The sequence below is a fragment of the Curtobacterium sp. Curtsp22 genome (assembly GCF_059492135.1).
On the sequence record NZ_CP168519.1, the window covers coordinates 885093 to 902212 of the forward strand.

The 17120-nt window shown below is 71.5% G+C and carries 24 protein-coding genes; 10 read left to right on the forward strand and 14 right to left on the reverse strand.

All coding sequences use genetic code 11. The features are described from left to right. Positions 1 to 42: 42 nt before the first annotated feature. Genes ACEN8D_RS04185 through ACEN8D_RS04195 form a run of 3 tightly spaced genes read right to left on the reverse strand, consistent with a single transcriptional unit; the run spans position 43 to position 1894 of the window. Positions 43 to 651 (reverse strand): dihydrofolate reductase family protein, encoded by a 609-nt coding sequence (locus ACEN8D_RS04185; protein ID WP_413398515.1) that lies wholly within the window; start codon positions 649 to 651, stop codon positions 43 to 45. Positions 652 to 692: 41 nt separating this feature from the next. After that, positions 693 to 1592 carry an NmrA family NAD(P)-binding protein gene (locus tag ACEN8D_RS04190; RefSeq protein WP_071296210.1) on the reverse strand — a complete coding sequence of 300 codons (900 nt, stop codon included), beginning with the start codon at positions 1590 to 1592 and terminating at the stop codon, positions 693 to 695. Then, on the reverse strand, positions 1589 to 1894 hold the full coding sequence (locus ACEN8D_RS04195) for an EthD domain-containing protein (RefSeq protein WP_071296209.1): 306 nt from the start codon (positions 1892 to 1894) through the stop codon (positions 1589 to 1591). Before ACEN8D_RS04195 ends, ACEN8D_RS04190 begins: the two co-directional genes overlap by 4 nt. 455 nt (positions 1895 to 2349) lie before the next feature. Between ACEN8D_RS04195 and ACEN8D_RS04200 the strand changes: the two genes are divergently transcribed. The 3 genes from ACEN8D_RS04200 to ACEN8D_RS04210 all read left to right on the forward strand — a co-directional run bounded on the left by ACEN8D_RS04200 (position 2350) and on the right by ACEN8D_RS04210 (position 4663). Then, positions 2350 to 2520 (forward strand): hypothetical protein, encoded by a 171-nt coding sequence (locus tag ACEN8D_RS04200; RefSeq protein ID WP_175475883.1) that lies wholly within the window; start codon positions 2350 to 2352, stop codon positions 2518 to 2520. 904 nt (positions 2521 to 3424) lie between these two features. Further along, the gene (locus ACEN8D_RS04205) at positions 3425 to 4003 is read left to right on the forward strand and encodes a hypothetical protein (protein ID WP_139202001.1); all 579 of its coding nucleotides are present in this window, start codon (positions 3425 to 3427) and stop codon (positions 4001 to 4003) included. A gap of 114 nt (positions 4004 to 4117) precedes the next feature. After that, positions 4118 to 4663, forward strand: a complete 546-nt coding sequence (locus ACEN8D_RS04210; RefSeq protein WP_413398514.1) for a cysteine hydrolase family protein — start codon at positions 4118 to 4120, stop codon at positions 4661 to 4663. An 8-nt stretch (positions 4664 to 4671) separates the two neighbouring features. On the opposite strand, the gene ACEN8D_RS04215 is transcribed toward ACEN8D_RS04210, so the two are convergent. Continuing rightward, positions 4672 to 5583 carry a phosphotransferase gene (locus tag ACEN8D_RS04215; protein WP_413398513.1) on the reverse strand — a complete coding sequence of 304 codons (912 nt, stop codon included), beginning with the start codon at positions 5581 to 5583 and terminating at the stop codon, positions 4672 to 4674. A 145-nt stretch (positions 5584 to 5728) separates the two neighbouring features. Between ACEN8D_RS04215 and ACEN8D_RS04220 the strand changes: the two genes are divergently transcribed. Beyond that, positions 5729 to 6157: a hypothetical protein gene (locus tag ACEN8D_RS04220; RefSeq protein ID WP_413398512.1), complete on the forward strand. Its 429-nt coding sequence runs from the start codon at positions 5729 to 5731 to the stop codon at positions 6155 to 6157. Positions 6158 to 6216: 59 nt separating this feature from the next. Here ACEN8D_RS04220 and ACEN8D_RS04225 read toward each other — a convergent pair whose 3' ends face one another. From ACEN8D_RS04225 to ACEN8D_RS04245, 5 genes are all read right to left on the reverse strand, one after another. After that, the gene (locus ACEN8D_RS04225) at positions 6217 to 7299 is read right to left on the reverse strand and encodes a hypothetical protein (RefSeq protein ID WP_413398511.1); all 1083 of its coding nucleotides are present in this window, start codon (positions 7297 to 7299) and stop codon (positions 6217 to 6219) included. A 119-nt stretch (positions 7300 to 7418) separates the two neighbouring features. Continuing rightward, on the reverse strand, positions 7419 to 7643 hold the full coding sequence (locus ACEN8D_RS04230) for a cold-shock protein (protein ID WP_309888744.1): 225 nt from the start codon (positions 7641 to 7643) through the stop codon (positions 7419 to 7421). A 251-nt stretch (positions 7644 to 7894) separates the two neighbouring features. Beyond that, positions 7895 to 8113 carry a hypothetical protein gene (locus ACEN8D_RS04235; protein WP_309888746.1) on the reverse strand — a complete coding sequence of 73 codons (219 nt, stop codon included), beginning with the start codon at positions 8111 to 8113 and terminating at the stop codon, positions 7895 to 7897. 109 nt (positions 8114 to 8222) lie between these two features. After that, positions 8223 to 8627: a GNAT family N-acetyltransferase gene (locus ACEN8D_RS04240; RefSeq protein ID WP_413398510.1), complete on the reverse strand. Its 405-nt coding sequence runs from the start codon at positions 8625 to 8627 to the stop codon at positions 8223 to 8225. A gap of 74 nt (positions 8628 to 8701) precedes the next feature. Continuing rightward, positions 8702 to 9280 carry an NADPH-dependent FMN reductase gene (locus tag ACEN8D_RS04245; RefSeq protein ID WP_309888750.1) on the reverse strand — a complete coding sequence of 193 codons (579 nt, stop codon included), beginning with the start codon at positions 9278 to 9280 and terminating at the stop codon, positions 8702 to 8704. A 41-nt stretch (positions 9281 to 9321) separates the two neighbouring features. On the opposite strand from ACEN8D_RS04245, the gene ACEN8D_RS04250 reads away from it, so the two are divergent. After that, positions 9322 to 9909: an acetyltransferase gene (locus tag ACEN8D_RS04250; protein ID WP_413398509.1), complete on the forward strand. Its 588-nt coding sequence runs from the start codon at positions 9322 to 9324 to the stop codon at positions 9907 to 9909. 59 nt (positions 9910 to 9968) lie between these two features. On the opposite strand, the gene ACEN8D_RS04255 is transcribed toward ACEN8D_RS04250, so the two are convergent. Genes ACEN8D_RS04255 through ACEN8D_RS04265 form a run of 3 tightly spaced genes read right to left on the reverse strand, consistent with a single transcriptional unit; the run spans position 9969 to position 11759 of the window. Then, positions 9969 to 10991, reverse strand: a complete 1023-nt coding sequence (locus ACEN8D_RS04255) for a S66 family peptidase (RefSeq protein WP_413398508.1) — start codon at positions 10989 to 10991, stop codon at positions 9969 to 9971. A 2-nt stretch (positions 10992 to 10993) separates the two neighbouring features. Continuing rightward, positions 10994 to 11293, reverse strand: coding sequence for a hypothetical protein (locus ACEN8D_RS04260; RefSeq protein WP_413398507.1), 300 nt, complete (start codon positions 11291 to 11293; stop codon positions 10994 to 10996). Positions 11294 to 11324: 31 nt separating this feature from the next. Then, complete coding sequence (locus ACEN8D_RS04265) at positions 11325 to 11759, reverse strand: HIT family protein (RefSeq protein ID WP_413398506.1); 435 nt, start codon at positions 11757 to 11759, stop codon at positions 11325 to 11327. A 114-nt stretch (positions 11760 to 11873) separates the two neighbouring features. On the opposite strand from ACEN8D_RS04265, the gene ACEN8D_RS04270 reads away from it, so the two are divergent. Genes ACEN8D_RS04270 through ACEN8D_RS04290 form a run of 5 tightly spaced genes read left to right on the forward strand, consistent with a single transcriptional unit; the run spans position 11874 to position 15651 of the window. Continuing rightward, positions 11874 to 12440 carry a DUF308 domain-containing protein gene (locus tag ACEN8D_RS04270; protein WP_413398505.1) on the forward strand — a complete coding sequence of 189 codons (567 nt, stop codon included), beginning with the start codon at positions 11874 to 11876 and terminating at the stop codon, positions 12438 to 12440. Next, a complete protein-coding gene (locus ACEN8D_RS04275; RefSeq protein ID WP_413461440.1) occupies positions 12437 to 13327 on the forward strand; it encodes a universal stress protein in 891 nt (296 codons plus the stop codon). Before ACEN8D_RS04270 ends, ACEN8D_RS04275 begins: the two co-directional genes overlap by 4 nt. A 25-nt stretch (positions 13328 to 13352) precedes the next feature. Further along, the gene (locus ACEN8D_RS04280; RefSeq protein ID WP_413400039.1) at positions 13353 to 14120 is read left to right on the forward strand and encodes a LamB/YcsF family protein; all 768 of its coding nucleotides are present in this window, start codon (positions 13353 to 13355) and stop codon (positions 14118 to 14120) included. Beyond that, positions 14117 to 14770 carry a 5-oxoprolinase subunit B family protein gene (locus ACEN8D_RS04285; RefSeq protein ID WP_413400038.1) on the forward strand — a complete coding sequence of 218 codons (654 nt, stop codon included), beginning with the start codon at positions 14117 to 14119 and terminating at the stop codon, positions 14768 to 14770. The genes ACEN8D_RS04280 and ACEN8D_RS04285 overlap by 4 nt, the downstream gene beginning before the upstream one ends. Then, positions 14767 to 15651, forward strand: a complete 885-nt coding sequence (locus ACEN8D_RS04290) for a 5-oxoprolinase subunit C family protein (protein WP_495601167.1) — start codon at positions 14767 to 14769, stop codon at positions 15649 to 15651. Before ACEN8D_RS04285 ends, ACEN8D_RS04290 begins: the two co-directional genes overlap by 4 nt. Position 15652: 1 nt before the next feature. Here ACEN8D_RS04290 and ACEN8D_RS04295 read toward each other — a convergent pair whose 3' ends face one another. Continuing rightward, positions 15653 to 16513, reverse strand: a complete 861-nt coding sequence (locus ACEN8D_RS04295) for a hypothetical protein (RefSeq protein WP_495601168.1) — start codon at positions 16511 to 16513, stop codon at positions 15653 to 15655. Beyond that, positions 16510 to 17070, reverse strand: coding sequence for an RNA polymerase sigma factor (locus ACEN8D_RS04300; RefSeq protein ID WP_071302559.1), 561 nt, complete (start codon positions 17068 to 17070; stop codon positions 16510 to 16512). The genes ACEN8D_RS04295 and ACEN8D_RS04300 overlap by 4 nt, the downstream gene beginning before the upstream one ends. Between the last annotated feature and the right edge of the window lie 50 nt (positions 17071 to 17120).

Sequence of the window (17120 nt, forward strand, 5' to 3'; positions counted from 1 at the left end):
CGTACGTCTGTTCGTGCTCGTGGCCGTGTTCTGCGCCGATGGTCAGGCGCGGCGGCGGTACCGGATGTGGGTCGTCAGCGGCGAGTGCAGGACCTCGACGGGCTCGAAGTCGAACGACTCGGCGCCGTCCTCGAAGATCCGCTCCCCGGAGCCGAGCAGCACCGGCGCGACGTCGAGCGTGAGTTCGTCGACGACCCCGGCGGCGAGCGCCTGGCGGACCGTCGAGGCGCCGCCGGCGATGTCGACCCCGGCGTCTCCGGCCGCCTCGATCGCGCGGGCGTAGGCGGCGTCGAAGCCGTCGGTGACGAAGTGGAAGGTCGTGCCGCCGTCGAGTTCGATCGGGTCGTGCGCCGTGTGCGAGAGCACGAAGACGGGTGCGTGGTACGGCGGTTCGTCGCCCCACCAGCCCGTCCAGTCGTCGGGCCGCTCGGTGCTGGGCGGCCCGAACATGTTCTGACCCATCAGGTACGCGCCGCGGGGTCGCATGAGCCAGCCCGCTGCCGTGCGGTCCGCCTCGCCGACGTCGGCGCCGGGCATGTGCCAGGTGTGGAGTTCCCCGCCCCGGCGTCCGAGGGGTTGGTCGAGGCGCTGGTCGGGCCCGGCGACGAAGCCGTCGAGGGAGATCGACATGTGGCAGGTGGTGTCGGTCATCAGGTGCGCTTCCGTTCGAGGGCTCCGGCTCGGTTGTGGGTTCAGGCTCGGACGTGTTCTGCGAGCACGTCCCGCACCGTCGTCCACCCCTCTGCACCGTACCGCTCGTCGTCGACGTGGCGCAGCGTGGCCTCACCGCTGAACATGCTGACGAAGTACTGCATGCCCTGCCACGCCGGGAACGGCTGGTCGTCGCCGGCCTTCGACAGGCGTCGTCCCACCCGGGCCATCGCCGAGAGCGTCGACGCGGTCCCCGCCCACTGCAGTCGGAAGGGGGTGCCGGTGAGCCGGGACATCGTGTCGGCGATGCTCCGCGAGGTCACCCGGTCCCCCGCGACCTCGACGAAGCGCGGTGCACCCGGGTCGAGCGCGACGAGGGCGGTGGTGCGGGCGACGTCGTCCTTCGTGGTGAAGTCGAGCACCTGGTCGGCCGAGGACCAGTAGAGCACCCGCTGTCGGTCGAACAGGATGAGCGGCGCCTGCCCGGTGAGCATGTCGGTGAACGCGCCGTTCAGCACCGACGTGGCCCGGATGCGTGCGGCGTCGAGGTCGGCGGCGAACTCGCGGCGCAGCTCGAAGTTCCGGTTCGTCCCCGGGGTGATGGACCGGTAGTCGGCGGCGTAGTCGGACGGGATGAACCGTTCGACGCCGGCGTCCACCGCTGCCCGGAGCAGGGCGCGCTGCGCGTCGACGATGACCGAGCGCGTGCCGCTCACCGCGGACACCACGACCTCGGCCCCGGCGAGCGCCGAGGTCAGCGCTGCGTGGTCGTCGTAGTCGGCACGGACCACCTCGACGTGGTCGTCGTCCTCGGTCGGTGCCGTCGCCGTGGACCCGGGGCGGGTCAGGACGCGGACGTGGGTGTCGTGCCTGCGGAGTGCCCGGACGATGCGTCCGCCGAGGTCACCGGTCGCGCCGGCGACGAGGACGGTGGTGGTCACGCCTTCTCGACGTCGGAGAAGAGCCCGGTGAAGGTCGCTCCGGTGGCGCCGAGCTGGCCGAAGAACGTGCCCGCTTCCTCGCCGGCGACGGCTGCCGAGGCGTCGTCGTAGGAGTCGAAGTACAGGTCGAGCGTCCGGTGCGCCGGGGTGGGCGTGCCGTCCTCCTTCGGCCAGACCTTGCCGGCCTCGAGGCGGCGGAGCTGCGGCAGGGCGCCGGCTGCTTCCTCGAGTGCGGGGTACGCCTGCTCGAATGCCGCGGGGTCGGCCGGGTTGTCGATGATGAGGGTGATCTTGGTCGTCATGGGGCCAGTGTTCTCCCTCGTCGCTGTCGCCGTCCGGAAGGGTCGGATCTCGTCGCTGCGCGCCCGCTCGTCGCCGTCGCGTTCGACTGGTCACCGGATGGTTCGGGGAGGTTCTGGTCCGCGATGCGACGCCGACTCGTGCGGTACGGCTGGCCCGAGCGAGCCCTCGGTCGCCCGCCTCGGTGGCCGATCGGCTGACGAGCCGAGCTCGCAGGCCCGTGGCTGGTCACGGCGAGTGTCAGACGCCCACCTGCCCAGGCGGACCGCGGGCTGGCCGACCGGTGGAGCAGCTCCCCCTCTCGGTGGATGCGCGGGATCTCGCGCAGCTGTCAAGCTCCGACCGGCGCGCCGCGTCGTACCGATGAGGGAATCGAACGTGAACACGAGAACACACGCACTTCGACGCACGGCCTTCGTGAAGACCGCCCGGAACAACTGCAGTTGAGGTGCAACCGATGTTGCTGAAGTTCATCCCGATCCCGATCATCATCCTCGGCTTGATCGGTTTCCTCGCCGACATCAGTTGGTGGTTGCTCGCCATCCTCGGAGCCGCCTCGGCACTCGCCCTCATCGCCGGGGACGCCCTGATCGCTCGACGCAAGCGGCAGACGTCAGCACGCCGTTGAGACAACGAGAGCCCCAACACCCATCGGTGCTGGGGCTCTCGCTTCTCCACACCGCAGCGTTCCTCGAATGCGAATCCGGTCGGAGTAGCGCAACTCAGCGTGACACTCATCACCAGAACGCCCCGCCCCGCCTACCGAACACGCGTGCGGGAGAGGATCGGCTAACGGGGCGCGATGTGCGCGACTGCTCCCGGCCTTGCTCGGTAGCGTAGGAACGGTGCCCCGATCGAAGCTTGCATTGTCTCCGATGACTCAGCGTCAAACACGACTGTCTCGCGCGTGCGTCGCAACGACCGCGAATGTCGCCCGATGACGGTTGCTCTCGGGATCCTGGCGGTGGTGGTTTGTTTCGCGCTCATCGTCGTGCGCGCCACTCGATGGGGCAATGCCGCTCGTGATCGAGTTGAGGGAAAAGCCCGGAAGCCCATCACTCCGGGGACCTGGGTCGTGTTCGGGATCGTCCTCGCTCTCGCGGCGACCTCGCTCGTTGTACAGCTTGTGAGCAACTAACGCTTTGCCATCGGCAGCGCTGGTCCGACAGAGAGGACCGGTCATGGACCCGTGGAACGGGGGCACCGACGTCTCGTTGAACGATCGGCTATCGAACGTCCCGTTCGTCGCTTCGCTGTCGCCACTCGCCGCCAGCGTAGTCAAGCGTGTACAGCCCACTGATCGTGAGTGGAGAGATCGCCAGGAACACGATCATCGAGTCGACGCGGAACAACAGGAGCGCAGCGACACCCAGGAGAACGACCCCTACGAGCACCAACGTCCATAGCGGGAGGCGTCGACCTGATCGCCCAAGAGTCGTCGTGTTGGTGAAGCTATCCGGAGGTGGCCGGTAGCGGATCGGCTTACGTGCCCCTCTGTGGTCAGAGCCACGAGGATCGGCCACACTGGTCGGGTGCGTCTCGATACCGTACTGACCGAGGCGGACGTCCCCACCGTCCGAGCTGAGGTTGCTGCGCTCCGGCTCCCGGGACGTCGACTGGCGCGAGGCGTGACCACGCGACGCGACGGGCGTAAAGGCCCCTCGCAGTTTCAAACCGTCGTCGACGAGCGGAACAAGAGCTGGACGTTCGACCAGCAGGGGTATGCGCACCGCGACCGCTACCAGGACGGCGTCCTCCACACCGTTGACGGGTCTTCGGAAGTCAGCTTCGCTCGCAGCGGCACGGTTGCCTCTCCCGTCCGCCTGCTCACCCCTGAGTTGCTCCTCCTCTGGGGCTCACCCGCGAGCTACGCCCCGGTGCTCGTCCAGCGCGTCAGGGGTCATTGGCTGCTCTTCACGTTCGAGCACGAGCTCGACCCCGCACAACGCACGACGCTTGTCATCGACGAACGTGACGGAGTCGCCTACCGCTCGTACGGAGTGGATCAGGTCACGGTGATCACCGAGCTCCGCATCTTGGACGACGACGAGTCGATGCCTCCGCGCCCGCGCTTCCCGCGATTGCAGGAGTGGCCCCGGCTCGAGTACTGAAGCCACGCGCCTGTGGCGGCGACCGGTTGCCGATCAGATGTCGAGACCTTGCTCAGGGCCCGACGCTTGTCCGACCAGTCATCCGGATCGCACATGGGTGACAGGATGCTGGTCATGCCGACCATGAGTGCGCTTCTTGTCATCGATCTGCAGCGGGGCGTGATGAGGGACTGTTTCGACGCGGAGGGTGTGCTCGCGCGGACTGCCCGACTCGTTGATCGTGCCCGAGCAAGCGATGTGCCTGTCGTGTGGGTGCAGGATCACGACGACTTCGCGGAGGGGTCCGCAGACTGGCAACTGGCGGCGCCGCTGGAACGGCGATCGAACGAGCCACTGGTGAAGAAGGCGTACCGGGACTCGTTCTCGGACACGGACCTCGACGAGGTCCTCGATCGCTTGGGCGTGCGGCATCTCGTCGTCGCGGGTGCGCAGAGCGACTACTGCATCCGGACGACGACCCAGGCCGCGGCCGCGCGGGGCTTCGACGTGACGCTGGTGTCCGATGCACACACGACGACGGACGCAGAGCACAACGGTGTCCGCATCAGTGGTGAGCAGATCGTCGCCCACACGAACATGTACTTCGGCGGGCTCAGGTACCCCGGCCGGCACTACGCCGCCGAGCGACACGACCGAGTGGAATTCGCGCCCGGTCCCTGACGGATCGGCTACCGGATGAGCTGCTGGATCACATCGAGGCCGTCGCGGCAGCGCTGGACGTACCCGGCGTACAGATCCGCACGGTTGTCGAGCGCCCAGCGCGTGACGTCGACGAGGTGCAGAGCGGTCATCATCGCGAGTTCATCCCGCGCCCGGTCCGAGCCGAGGCCGGCGGCTTCCACGAAGTCGTCGTAGTCCTGCCGATCGACCGACTCGTCGATGAAGCACCACTCGAAGACCCGCCGAGCGTCGGTCCAAGGAGTTGGTCCGGTCTCAGCGCCTCCCCAGTCGATCAGGACGGGTGGGGCCTCCGGGCCGCGGGAGATGAGGTTGCGGGGCGCGAGGTCGCCGTGTGCCAGGCCGTGTTCGTAGATCCCACTGGCGAGGTGGGCGAACATGCGATCGACGACTGCTGGTTGCTCGTAGGCGCCGTCCGTGAAGAGCACGTCATCCGGCCCGAGGGAAGTGCGGTTGTAGTCGAGGTGCGCGGCCCACGCGGTGTCGAGGTCCTTCCCGAACCGGGAGTAGAGGGACAGCGGGGCGTCGTGCAGGGGCACCCTGCCGACCGTGCGGGCGTACACGCCGAGCCAGGACCACGGCCGCAGGACCGCGCGGTCGTCCGGTACGACGTAGGTCGACAGCGAGAACGGAACCCTGCCCTCCACTCCGTGAGCGAGGGGTTCCGCCGTGGCGATGCCCGTTCGGGCGGCAGCGTCCGCCGCCCAGGCCTCCATTGGGAACTCATCGGCGCGGAGCGGATCGACCGGGTACCGGAGGACGACGGGGTTGCCTCCTGCGCGTTCGACGCGGAACGTGTGGTTGACCGTGCCTCCCGGGAGCGGTTCGAGATGTGTGGGCGCTCCACCGACGCTCCGCATCACCGCGATGAGCCAGGCGTCGTCGACCATGTTGGTGTCCACCCTGCCATTGTGATGCGGATGGAGACCGCAGCTGCGGGCCGACCGGTCGTCCGTCCGCGCTCCTCTGGGTGGCGGCTGAGCGCGAGACGGGGACGGCCAGCAGGATGGATCGGACCGCGCGAGCGCGTCGGTCGGAGAGGACACCGTGACGAACGACATCAGCGATGCCGGACTGCAGGCAATGATCGACCGAGCCGGGCAGATCACCGCCGACGAGGCAGAGTCGCTCGACATCGCGTGGAAAGCCGACGAGGCGATCCTGCTGCCGGAACCGAGTGCCTCCCTCGCGATCCAGGGAGGCGCTGACGGGCGGATGGTCACGAACTCCGATCTCGTGGCCGCTTGGCAGCACGCGCTCGAGGCCGCTGGCGCAGCGGGACGCGTCGAGGAGATCGAGGCCGCGCAGGAGGCTGGACGCGCGGTGCGGCACTCGGAGGCGCACCTCCGGGATCGTGCGGGGGCCGAGGAAGCAGTCCGGTCCGCGGTCCTCGCGGCCGGTGTGCGCGACCTCGTCTCGGACGACGAGTACGCCACGCTGACGGCCGTCTGGCGCAAGGTGCTCGGAGAGGTCTGACTCGTCGGCTGCTCGCGCTCGACCCAGAGTTCCTCGTCGCCTGGTTTCGAGCCGGCGGGTCAGGGGCGAGCGACGCCGCTGAAGTCCGGGGAGCCGTCCGGCGCCGCCGGCAGCGGCGTCCCGTCGACGTAGCGCGGCCACGCGAGCGCGCGGGCGCCGTCCGGTCGACGTTCGTAGAGCAGACCGTCGCTGCCCGTGACCGTCAGCGCCGTTTGCTGGGTCGTCGAAGCGCCGTCCGCTCGGGCCGACCGGGCTACCTCAGCCGGAGGCACCTCGTGGTCGACGAGCCGCCCGGATGCCGCTGGAGGGACGGCAGGTCCGGGCACGCTCGTCCACTCGCCGACGGGCGGAACGGCTGCAGCGTGCTTCTCCGAACCCGACACCGCCGTGGGCTCCCCCACCGGTGGCGTGGTGGAGGCCGCACCGTCCGGCGTCGAGGACGGTCGAAGCCACACGGCTGCGGACGGCTCGGAGGACCCACCCTGGCCCCCTCGGTCGTGGTCACGCGGTCGGAACAGCGCGTTGCTCAGCGGCACGACGACGGTTCCGAGCAGGTCGAGGATGACCACGACCCACACCAGTCGCCAGAACCCGCTGGCGAGGTCGAGGTCGGGAGTGAGGAGAGGCACCGACAGCAGCAGGGCGAGGAGCGCGATCACCCCGACGGTCGCCTTCGCGACGAGCTGCAGCAGCGGGGTCGGGTAGCGCCGGTGGATGACGAGGAGCAGGTGCACGTGCAGCAGCGCGAAGCGTGCGACGAACACGATGCCGATCCACTGCATGAACCGTTCGCCGACGAGCCAGATCCCGTCCCCGCCGAGCGGGTCGACCGGCACGATCCAGACCTTGACCAAGCCGGTCACGAGCAAGTACAGCGAGACGACGATGCTCGCGAACGCGAACCTCCCGGACCGCCGCGACGACACGTCGGCGTCGTACCAGGACAGGAGCGCGAACACGACGACCACGACGACGGTCAGCAGGAGTTGCACGGCGACCCGGCCGAAGTCTCCGAGGAGCACCGCGACGATGCCGACCAGGCCGGCAGCGACGACGGCACCGATGATCGTCCGGAACACCAGTGGACGGACTCTCGCCCACCGTGGGTCGATCGTGCCCGTCACGACATCCGTGCTCGCCATGCGCGCCCTCCCTCACGTCGATGTCCCCGAACACTAGCGGCGCTCGACCGTCCGCACAGCACCGTGAACGGGGGCCGCTCGGTTCGCGCACGGCCGTCCGTTCGACCATCGGTCAGTGATCAGATGCCCGTGACGCTGTGCGCTCGGAAGAAGTACCCGTCCTGTCCGGCAGGGTAGGGCTCCACCTCGAACCGCACGGCCTGGCCGGGCCGCAGCGAGAGGAAGCCGGGACCATCCAGGACGGAGAAGTGCACGAAGACGTCAGACTCGAGCGCTTCCGAACGGAGGGCGCCCCAGCCGTCGTCGTCACTCCACCAAACACAAACGCCTTCGACGACCTGCACGACCGCAACGTACCGCGTGGAGGCGTCCGGCTGCCGAACGGCTACCGAAGGTCAACCACAGCGGGATCTTCGGTCGAGGCCGTCCACGCCTGTCGGCGACCAATCGCTGCCCCGTCCGCTGGCGCGCGGGTCGGCGGCCTCGCTGTTGGTGACCTCCGACATCGCCCGCAGCGAAGTGAGGCCTACGGACCCGGCCCGGCTCGCGCCTCTTCGGAGGAGCTTCCACCGCGCCAGGTCGGTCGTCCGAGCAGTCAGCTGTCGAGTGCGATGACCCACGGGATCAGCAGGAGGCCCGCGACGATCAGCACGCCGATCCCGGACCAGAACCACGGAGCACTGGTCCCACGCTCCGCCCTCGCCCGGCCGATCCCGTCTCGGCGGATCGCGATGACTGCAGCACGCCCCATCAACCCGAGCCCCGCCAGCATGATGATCATGAAGCCCCACCACGTCCACCACGAGAACTTCACGAGAACTCCACGAGACGAGTATGCCGGGTGAGACGCGGTCCTGAGCGCGACGCGAGCAACTGGTTCTTCTCGACGACCGCGACCGACGACCGACGACCGAGACGCGGGATCAGCGCAGGTGCACGAGTCCAGCGCGCGTCGAGAGGAAGCCGCAGGCCCCCTCGTAGAACGGCACCAGGTCCTCGCCGTAGTCGACGAACAACCACTCGCAGCCGGCAGCGCGGACCGCGTCCACCGCGGAGCGGACGACCGCGATCCCGAGGCCCTGGTGCTGACGAGACGGATGCGTCTTCCTGTCGATGAGGAACGCGTGGTCCGCACCGTCCCACGCGACGTTAACGAACCCGACCAGGACCCCGTGCGTGTCCCGGGCTGCGACCCAGCCGAGGGAGTGCGGACGGACCCGATCCCACCACCCCGCCTCGGGCGTCCCTCCGTGCGCCGCGGTGAGGTCTGCGAGCTCGTCGTCGCCGATCGTCGAGCGCCAGGTCAGGGTCACGTCGTCGTGATGCATCGTCACAAGCTCCCATGAACGAGTCGGCTGCACCAGGCCATCACACAGAGGCCGGCGACGGGCAATCGGCGCCGTCAGATCTCCCAGTCCGACGAGTACGTCCGGCCCTGCAACAGGTGCGCGAGCTCGACGTGCACGTCCATGGTCTTGTCCATCCGCTCGGACCGGCCCGGGCGCAGCTGCTCGCCCTCCCAGTCGCGCTCCGAGAAGTACGCGGTGTACGGGTTGACGACGCACTTGAAGTCGAGCATCAGGGACTGCGCGAGTGCCCCGGTCGCCATCGTGCTGTGCGGAAGACCCGCTGCGCAGACGAAGGTGACGACCTTGTCGAACCAGGCCGCGCGGCGTCCGTTGCCCGTCGCGCCGGTGGCTTCCACGAGCGCCTTCACCGTCGACGAGGGCGCCCAGTTGTAGATCGGGAACGCGAGGACGACGCCGTCCGCACCGCTGATCGCCCGGTGCAGCTCCTCGAACGCGCGTGTGCCGAACACCCGGTCGTTGTCGAACGCTCCGAGCCCTGCATCGACGAGGTCGATGACACCGCCCCGGTGTCCCGCGCTCCGGAGGCGTTCCGCGGCACGGTCGGCAAGACGGCGGCTGACGCTCGCGGGATCGAGGCTGCACGAGACGACGGGCAGGTTCAGCGACTCCACCCGCAGCACGCTACCGGAGCGGCCGTGCGAGGATCGGAGCCGTGGGGGAAACGAGAGTGTTGCCAGCGGACGCGCCCGAGGTCGCGGAACTCGAAGCGCAGGGCTGGAGCGTCACCGCCCGGTCGTTCGGCGCCCAGCTCGACGCCGACCGGATCGACCGGCAGCGGCTGCAGTCGCTCGTGGACCGCACCGCCGACATCGGGACGACGCGGCCGCTCGGTCCCGACGACGTCGACGCGGTCCTGCGGCTCGACGCGCTGACGGCCCACGACTACCCCGGCGGCGTCGCGACCCAGCACGAGCCGCTCGACCGCGGGGCAGCGACCCCGACGACGTCGAGGCCCGCGTTCGGCACGGTCACGCCGGCCGGCGAACTCGTCGCGATGACGTTCGTCGACACGGACGGTGCCCACACGGAGACCCACTTCACGGTCGTGCACCCCGGCCTGCGCGGCCGCGGGCTCGGACAGGCGGTCAAGGCTGCGTCAGTGCTCGCGTTGGCGGCCGCGGGCACGACCCGGTTCCGCACCGGCGGTTCCGCGGAGAACACCGCGATCACGGCGGCGAACGCCGCCCTCGGCTACGTCCGCGACGAGGAGTGGGTGACGCTCGAGCCGCGCCCTCGGTGAGGACGTGCGCACCGTCGGACGGGAGGCGCGGGTCGGGCCCGCACCGCGCCTCCCGTCCGTCAGACCAACCGCTGGGTGATGCTGCCGACCGGTCCGTCGAGCACGACCTCGGCGAGCGCGCTGTTCACCAGCGGCATCTGCGGCGGCTGGTGGCCGGTGTCGAAGTCGAGCACCACGGGGATGCCGAGGTCGCCGAGTGCGTGCCGGACGGCCTCGTCCTGGTCCAGCTGGGGAACCGCCGCTCCCTCGGTGCGCCCGATGAGGACGCCGTTCGCGTCGTCGAACCAGCCGGCGAGCCGCAGCGACGTGAGCATCCGCAGCGCGGTGACCGCGTTCGACTCCGCGACCTCGAGGTACACGATCGTGCCCTCCGGCGCGTCCCGCCGGGCGAAGCCGGGGACGTCGCCGTAGGGGGTGCCGGCGAGCAGTGACACGGTCTCGAGGCACCCGCCGATGAGGCGTCCGCGGATCGCGACCTGGGACGCGCCGTCGAGGGCGCGCCAGCGGGTCGGGGTGTCGTAGGCGCCGTCGCGGTCGAGGACCTCGTCGGCCCAGGCGCCCCACGGGCGGCTGCGACGACGCGGGGCGCTGCGCTGCTCGACCGTGCCGGCGGCTGGGAGCGCTGCGACCTCGGTCCACCGGGCGAACTCGGCGGGGAGCTCGTACGGCTCGTCCATCAGGTTCGCACCGTGCAGGGTCGCGAGGCCCGTCATCGTGGTGAGCGGGAGGAGCAGGGTCGAGATGTCCGACCAGCCGGCGAACCAGGCGCGCGAGGCGGCGAGGGAGTGCCAGTCGATCGACCCGACGAGTTCGATCGCGAGCTCACCACCCCACGGCGGGAGGACGACGTCGGCGCTCCGGAACGCGTCGTGCAGGTCGGCGACGCGTTCGGCGACGCTGCCCGGGACGAGCCCCGGGGTGGTGGCGTGCGGCCGCACGTGCACGCTGAGTCCGCGTGCCGTCAGGGCGTCGGCGCCGTCCTGCAGCCGGCTGTGCAGGTGCTCGGGGACGCCCATCGAGGGCGCGGGGACCTCGACGCGCCCGCCGGCGACCAGGGGCCTCGGGTAGGTGATGCCGGCCATGCTCAGGCCGGGGCCATCCGACCGGCGCCGACCGGCAGCGGTCCGGCGCGGTACACGAGCGACACGTCGGTCGCGGTCACCGTCCTGATGGCTGCGCCGAAGCGCCACACGCGGTTGTAGAGGTAGACGCCGATGCGGGTGCCGCCGTCGTCTGGGACCGCCCACGTGCCGGTCCCCCACTGCGCCGGGTGCCCGACGCCGTCGATCGTCACGGTCGGTCGGGCGAACCAGGTGAGCATCGGGCGGGTGATCTCGAGTTCCACGCGACGCTTGGTCGTGCCGGACGGCTGTGTCGTTTCCACCGTCGCAGGATACGGGGCCGCCGCGCGCGACTCAGCCGTCGCGCATGTGCGCCGCGATCGCAGCGCGGTCGGCGGGGTCGAGCGGCGCCACCGGGTACCGGCTCGTGTCCTCGCGGAACTCGTACCCGTCGCCGGAGGCGCGCGGGATGACGTGCAGGTGTGCGTGGGGGACGCCCTGGTCGGCCACGGAGCCGTTCGACATCACCAGGTTCGTCCCCTCGACGGCCGCGCCGAGCACCTCGCGCAGTGCACGGTCGGCGCGCTGGGCGACGAGGGCGAGCTCGGTGACCTCGCGGGTGTCGAGGGCGGCGAGGTCGGTCGCGTGCCGGAGCGGCAGCACGAGCAGGTGCCCCGGGTTGATCGGGTGCCGGTCGAGGACCGCGACGACGAGGTCGCCGCGGACGACGACCTCGAAGGAATCGGCCGCGAGGGCGGCGCAGAAGTCGCAGTCGTGGTCGTCGGTCATGCCCTCGACCGTACCGGGACGGTTCGCCGTCGCCAGTTCCCGGACCGGCGCACCACCGAGGGGTGTAGGCCAGGAAGCACCTTGCAGGGAAGGTCGGTGGACGCTGTGGACGCCATGTCAGGGAACCGTGCTCCGCATCGACGGTTGCGGACGGCCGTCGCGGTCCTCGGCGCCGTCGCGCTCGCAGCGGGGATCGCGGCCTTGCTACTCCCGCACGCGACGCTCGTCGCCGTGGTCTGGGTGTTCGGCATCTACCTCGTCGTCGCCGGGGGCACGCTCCTCGTGCGCGCCGTCCCGGGCGGGGTGCCGGCCTGGCGACGCGTCGCGCTCGTCGTCGTCGGCGTGCTCGTCGTCGTCGCGGGCGTCTTCGCCATCGTGCACCCGCCCGTCGGCGCTCGGTGGCTGGCCTTCGCCATCGGGTTCGCGTGGTTGCTCGAGGGCATCACCCTGCTCTACGCGCCGGACACCGGCCACCGAGCGCTCACGGTCGTCGCGGCCGCACTGAGCTTCGTGAGCGGACTCGTCCTCATCACGCTGCCGGCACTCGGCGCGGTGTTCGTCGTCGCGGTGGTCGGCGGCGTCCTGATCGTCTCCGGCATCGTCCAGCTCGTCATCGCCACCACGTGGGGAAAGACCCCCGACACGAGGATCACCGGGAACACAGGGAGCACGGGCACATGAGCACAGCAGCCATCGGACGCATCGTCGTCGGGTACGACGGATCGGAGCCGGCCGACGCCGCGCTCGAGCGCAGCCTCGGCCTCGCCGCACGACTCGGCAGCGCGGTCGAGGTCGTGACGTCCTGGCGGTGGCCGATCACCTGGAGCACCCTGCCGGTCGCGAACAGCTGGTCCCCCCTGCACGACGCCGAGGAGATCCGGCAGCAGGCCGTCGACCTCGTCGAGCGACACGGCCCGCTCCCCGTCGAGGTCACGACCCGCTCGGCGGAGGGCGGTACGCCGGAGGTGCTCCTCGACGCCGCGTCCGGCGCCGGGCTGCTCGTCGTCGGCAGCCGCGGACGCGGTGGGTTCCGGGGGCTGCTGCTCGGCTCGGTGAGCGCCGCCTGCATCCAGCACGCGACGTGCCCCGTGCTCGTGGACCGGGGGCGAGCGGCGACCGGGACGGACGACAGCGGTGCGTCCGGTTCCGGCGGGGCCGTCGTGGTGGGCGTCGACGGCTCCCCCGAGTCCGGGCGCGCCCTGCGGTTCGCGATCACCCTGGCCCGCGGCCTCGGGCTCCCCGTCCGGACGATCACGACGTGGCAGTGGCCGGAGGCCCTCAACCGCGACGAACCCCCGTTCGACCACTGGTCCCCCGAGCAGGACGCCCTCTCGACCGCCTCCCCCGCGCTCGACGCCGCCGAGGACCTCATCGACGACGACGTCGACGTCACGTCCGACCTCGTCGAGGGCCGCCCCGCCGAGGTCCTGCTCGACGCCAGCCGCGACGCCGCACTCCTCGTGCTCGGCAGTCGTGGCCTCGGCGGGTTCCGCGGGCTGCTCGTCGGCTCGGTCACCCAGGAGTGCGCACAGCACGCGTCCTGCCCGGTGGTGGTCCACCGTTCGTGACGGACCCCGCCGGTAGGTTGACAGCGTGACGACCATCGACCTCAACAGCGACCTCGGCGAGGGCTTCGGCGCCTGGACGATGGGCGACGACCGGGCGATGCTCGACGTGGTCTCCTCGGCGAACGTCGCCTGCGGGTTCCACGCCGGCGACCCAGCGATCATGCTCGACACCTGCCGCCTCGCCGCCGAACGGGGCGTCGCGATCGGGGCGCACGTCGCCTACCGCGACCTCGTCGGGTTCGGTCGTCGCGCGGTCGAGGTCACACCCGAGGCGCTCTACGCCGACGTCGTCCACCAACTCGGCGCCCTGCTCGCCACGGCCCGGGTCGCCGGCACCGCGGTGACGTACGTGAAGCCCCACGGCGCCCTGTACAACACCGCGTGCGCCGACCCGGTCCAGGCCGAGGTCGTCGTCCGTGCCACGGCCGACGTGGACCCGTCGCTCGCGGTCCTCGCGCTGCCGGACTCGGAGCTCCTCCGCGCAGCGACCGCGCACGGGCTCCGCGCCGTCTCCGAGGTCTTCGCCGACCGGGCGTACGAACCCGACGGATCCCTCGTCCCGCGCAGCCGACCGGGCGCCGTCGTGCACGACCCGACCGCGGTCGCCGATCGGGTCCTCCGGATGGTCACCGACGGCACCGTGACCGCGGTGGACGGCTCGGTCGTCCCGGTCCGGGCGGACTCGGTGTGCGTGCACGGCGACTCCCCCGACGCCGTCGCGATGGCCCGGGCGATCCGTGCGCTCCTCGACCGGCACGCGGTCGCGACCACCCCGTTCGCCCCCACACCGTGAGCGCGCCGGTCGAGCACGCCGGCCCCGCCCTCGACGTACGTCGCGCGGGTACCCGCGCGGTGCTCGTGACCTTCGGGACGCTCGCCGACGTCACCGCGTTCCGCGCCGGACTCGAGGCCGAACCCGTGCCGGGCGTGACCGAACTCGTGTCCGGAGCCCGCACGCTGCTCGTCCGCTTCGACCCGGAACGCACCGATCCCACGCGACTCGCACCGCGCCTCCAGGCCGTCGAGCCCGTCGTGCCCACCCGAGCCGACGTCGGCGAGGTGACCACGATCCCCGTCGTCTACGACGGCGAGGACCTCGACACCGTCGCCGCACTGGTCGGCACCACAGCCGCCCAGCTGGTCGCCTGGCACACCGGCCAGACCTGGACGAGCGCGTTCTGCGGCTTCGCACCCGGCTTCAGTTACCTCACCGGCACTGCCCCGTCGCTCGACCTGCCCCGACGCACCAGCGCCCGCACGTCCGTGCCCGCCGGAAGCGTCGCCCTCGCCGGCGAGTTCAGCGCCGTCTACCCGCGAGCGTCGCCCGGCGGCTGGCAGCTCATCGGCCGCACCGACGTGGCGATGTGGTCGCTCGACCGCGACCCGCCCGCGCTCGCACCGGCCGGCACCCGGATCCGGTTCGTCGACGCCGGCCACGCATGAGCACCCTGACCGTCCTGCAGGTCGGCCCCGGCACGTCGACGCAGGACCTCGGCCGGCCCGGGTTCAGCGACACGGGCCTCGGCGCCGCGGGTGCCGCCGACCGCGGGGCAGCCGCACTCGCCAACCGGCTGGTCGGCAACCGTCCCGACGCGGCGGTCCTGGAGGCGCTGCTCGGCTCCGTCACGCTCCGCTCGGACGCGCACGTGGTCGCGTCCCTGACCGGCGCACCGTGCCCGGTGACGGTCGAGGCCGCGGACGGCCGGGTCCGCGGCGCGGCCTGCTTCGAGGTCGTCACGCTCGCACCGGGTGACGTGCTCCGGGTCGGGACGGCAACCGCGGGGCTCCGCACGTACCTCGCGGTCCGCGGAGGCCTCGCCGTCGAACCCGTGCTCGGCAGCCGCTCGTGGGACTCCCTCGCGCGCCTCGGTCCGCCTCCCGTCACGGTCGGGGACGTCCTGCCGATCGGGGACGCCGCGGATGCCTGGCCGCTCGTCGACGCCGTCGCCCCGCCGCGCTGGTCGCCACCGGGCGAGGCGGTCGTGCTCGACGTGACCGCCGGACCCCGCGACGACTGGTTCACCCCGGAGTGGCGGACGGTCCTGGCCGGCCAGGTCCACCACGTCACCCCCGACAGCGACCGGGTCGGCGTGCGGACCACCGCTGCCCGGCCGCTCGTCCGCGCCGTGACCCGCGAGCTGCCGAGCGAGGGCGTCGAGACCGGGTCGCTGCAGGTCCCGCCGGCGGGGCACCCCGTCCTGTTCCTCGCCGACCACCCCGTCACCGGCGGGTACCCCGTCGTCGCGGTGCTCACGCCAGCGTCGGTGGACCGCGCCGCCCAGCTCCGACCGGGCGACGCGGTCCGCTTCCGCGTGCTCGACTGACTCAGCCGGCGTAGCGCGGATCGGACGCGGGGTCGTACGGCTGCCATCCCCACGAGTCGTCGTCCGACGACGGGGCGGGGTGCTCGTTCTGCCAGAGCGTGTCGACCGCGGACCACTCCGACGCGCTGCACCAGTCGAACACGTACGCGTCGTGGGCCACCGGCGCCACGAACAACGACGACCTCGGGATCCGGCCGAGCGACTCCCCCCGGGCGGTCATGCACCCCTGCAGGCGGTCGAAGGCCGCGAGGTACTCGCTCCGGGTGACGACGCCGTCCTCGGTCGCCTGGTCCTGCGCCGCGCTCGCCGCGGGAATCGGGGGTGTGCGCAGCCAGCCGTACGACAGCGTCCACCCGAGGTCCCCGTCCACGCTGAGCCGGATCCGGTGCCCGGCGATCTCCGACGCCGCGTACGAGCCCGTGACGTGCGACCCGGCGGCGCACGACGCTTTGCCCCCATCGACCCCGGACCCGCGCTCGGTGATCTCGCCGCTCCCGGTGCGACACGTGGCGACCCAGGTGAACGTGTCGGCACGGGCGGGAGCGCGTCCGACCGAGATCGTCTCGTCCGACGACCCGACCCGCCCGACCGGGCTGCCGACGACCCGTAGGTAGGTCGCGCCCGACCCGCCGACGACCGTCGCGGCCTGGCTCTGCGCCTCGAGGGCGGCCGGGTCCGGACTCGCCGCCGCGGTGATCGCACCACCGGCGGCGGCGCCACCGAGGACGCACACCACCGCTCCCGCGATCGTCGCCGCCCGCCACCGTCGACGCCGCCGAGGTGTGTGCTCGACCGTGTCGACGAGCAATGCCCGCAGTGCCCGGTCGCGGTCGTCGGTGTCCCTGTTCGTGGAGGTGCTCATGATCGTGCTCCGTTCCGTTCGACGGCCGGCTGTGTCGTGGGCCCGCTCGCGGTGAGTGCCGCGGCGAGCCGGGTCCGTGCGCGGGAGAGGCGCGACTTCACCGTTCCCGGCGCGATGCCGAGTGCGGCGGCGATCTCCCGCTCGCTGTAGCCCTCGAGGACCGACAGCGTGATGATCTCCTGGTCGCGGTGCCCGAGCTGCCGGAGCGCCCGGACGGCGTCCCCGTCATCGTCCCGGTCCGCGTGGTCGGGGACGGGTTCGGGTGGTGGCAACCGGTCGAGCGCGGCCCGGTACCGCCGGGCCGCGCGGGTCTGGTTGCGGGCGACGTTGGTGGCCGTGACGAGCAGCCACGGCAGGAGTGACCCGTCGACCAGCCGGACCCGAGCCCGGTTCCGCCAGGCCTCGAGGAACACGATCGCGACCGAGTCGGCCGCATCCGTGTCGACCGGCACGAGCCGCATGCAGTGTCGCTGCACCCGGTGGCGGTGCCGGTCGAACACCCGCCCGAACGCCTCGCCGTCACCCTCGAGCGCCATCGCCCAGTCCCCGCTGTCCATACCCTGCAGTGTCCGGGACGACCGGATCGGTTCCACCCCGCCGCACCGGT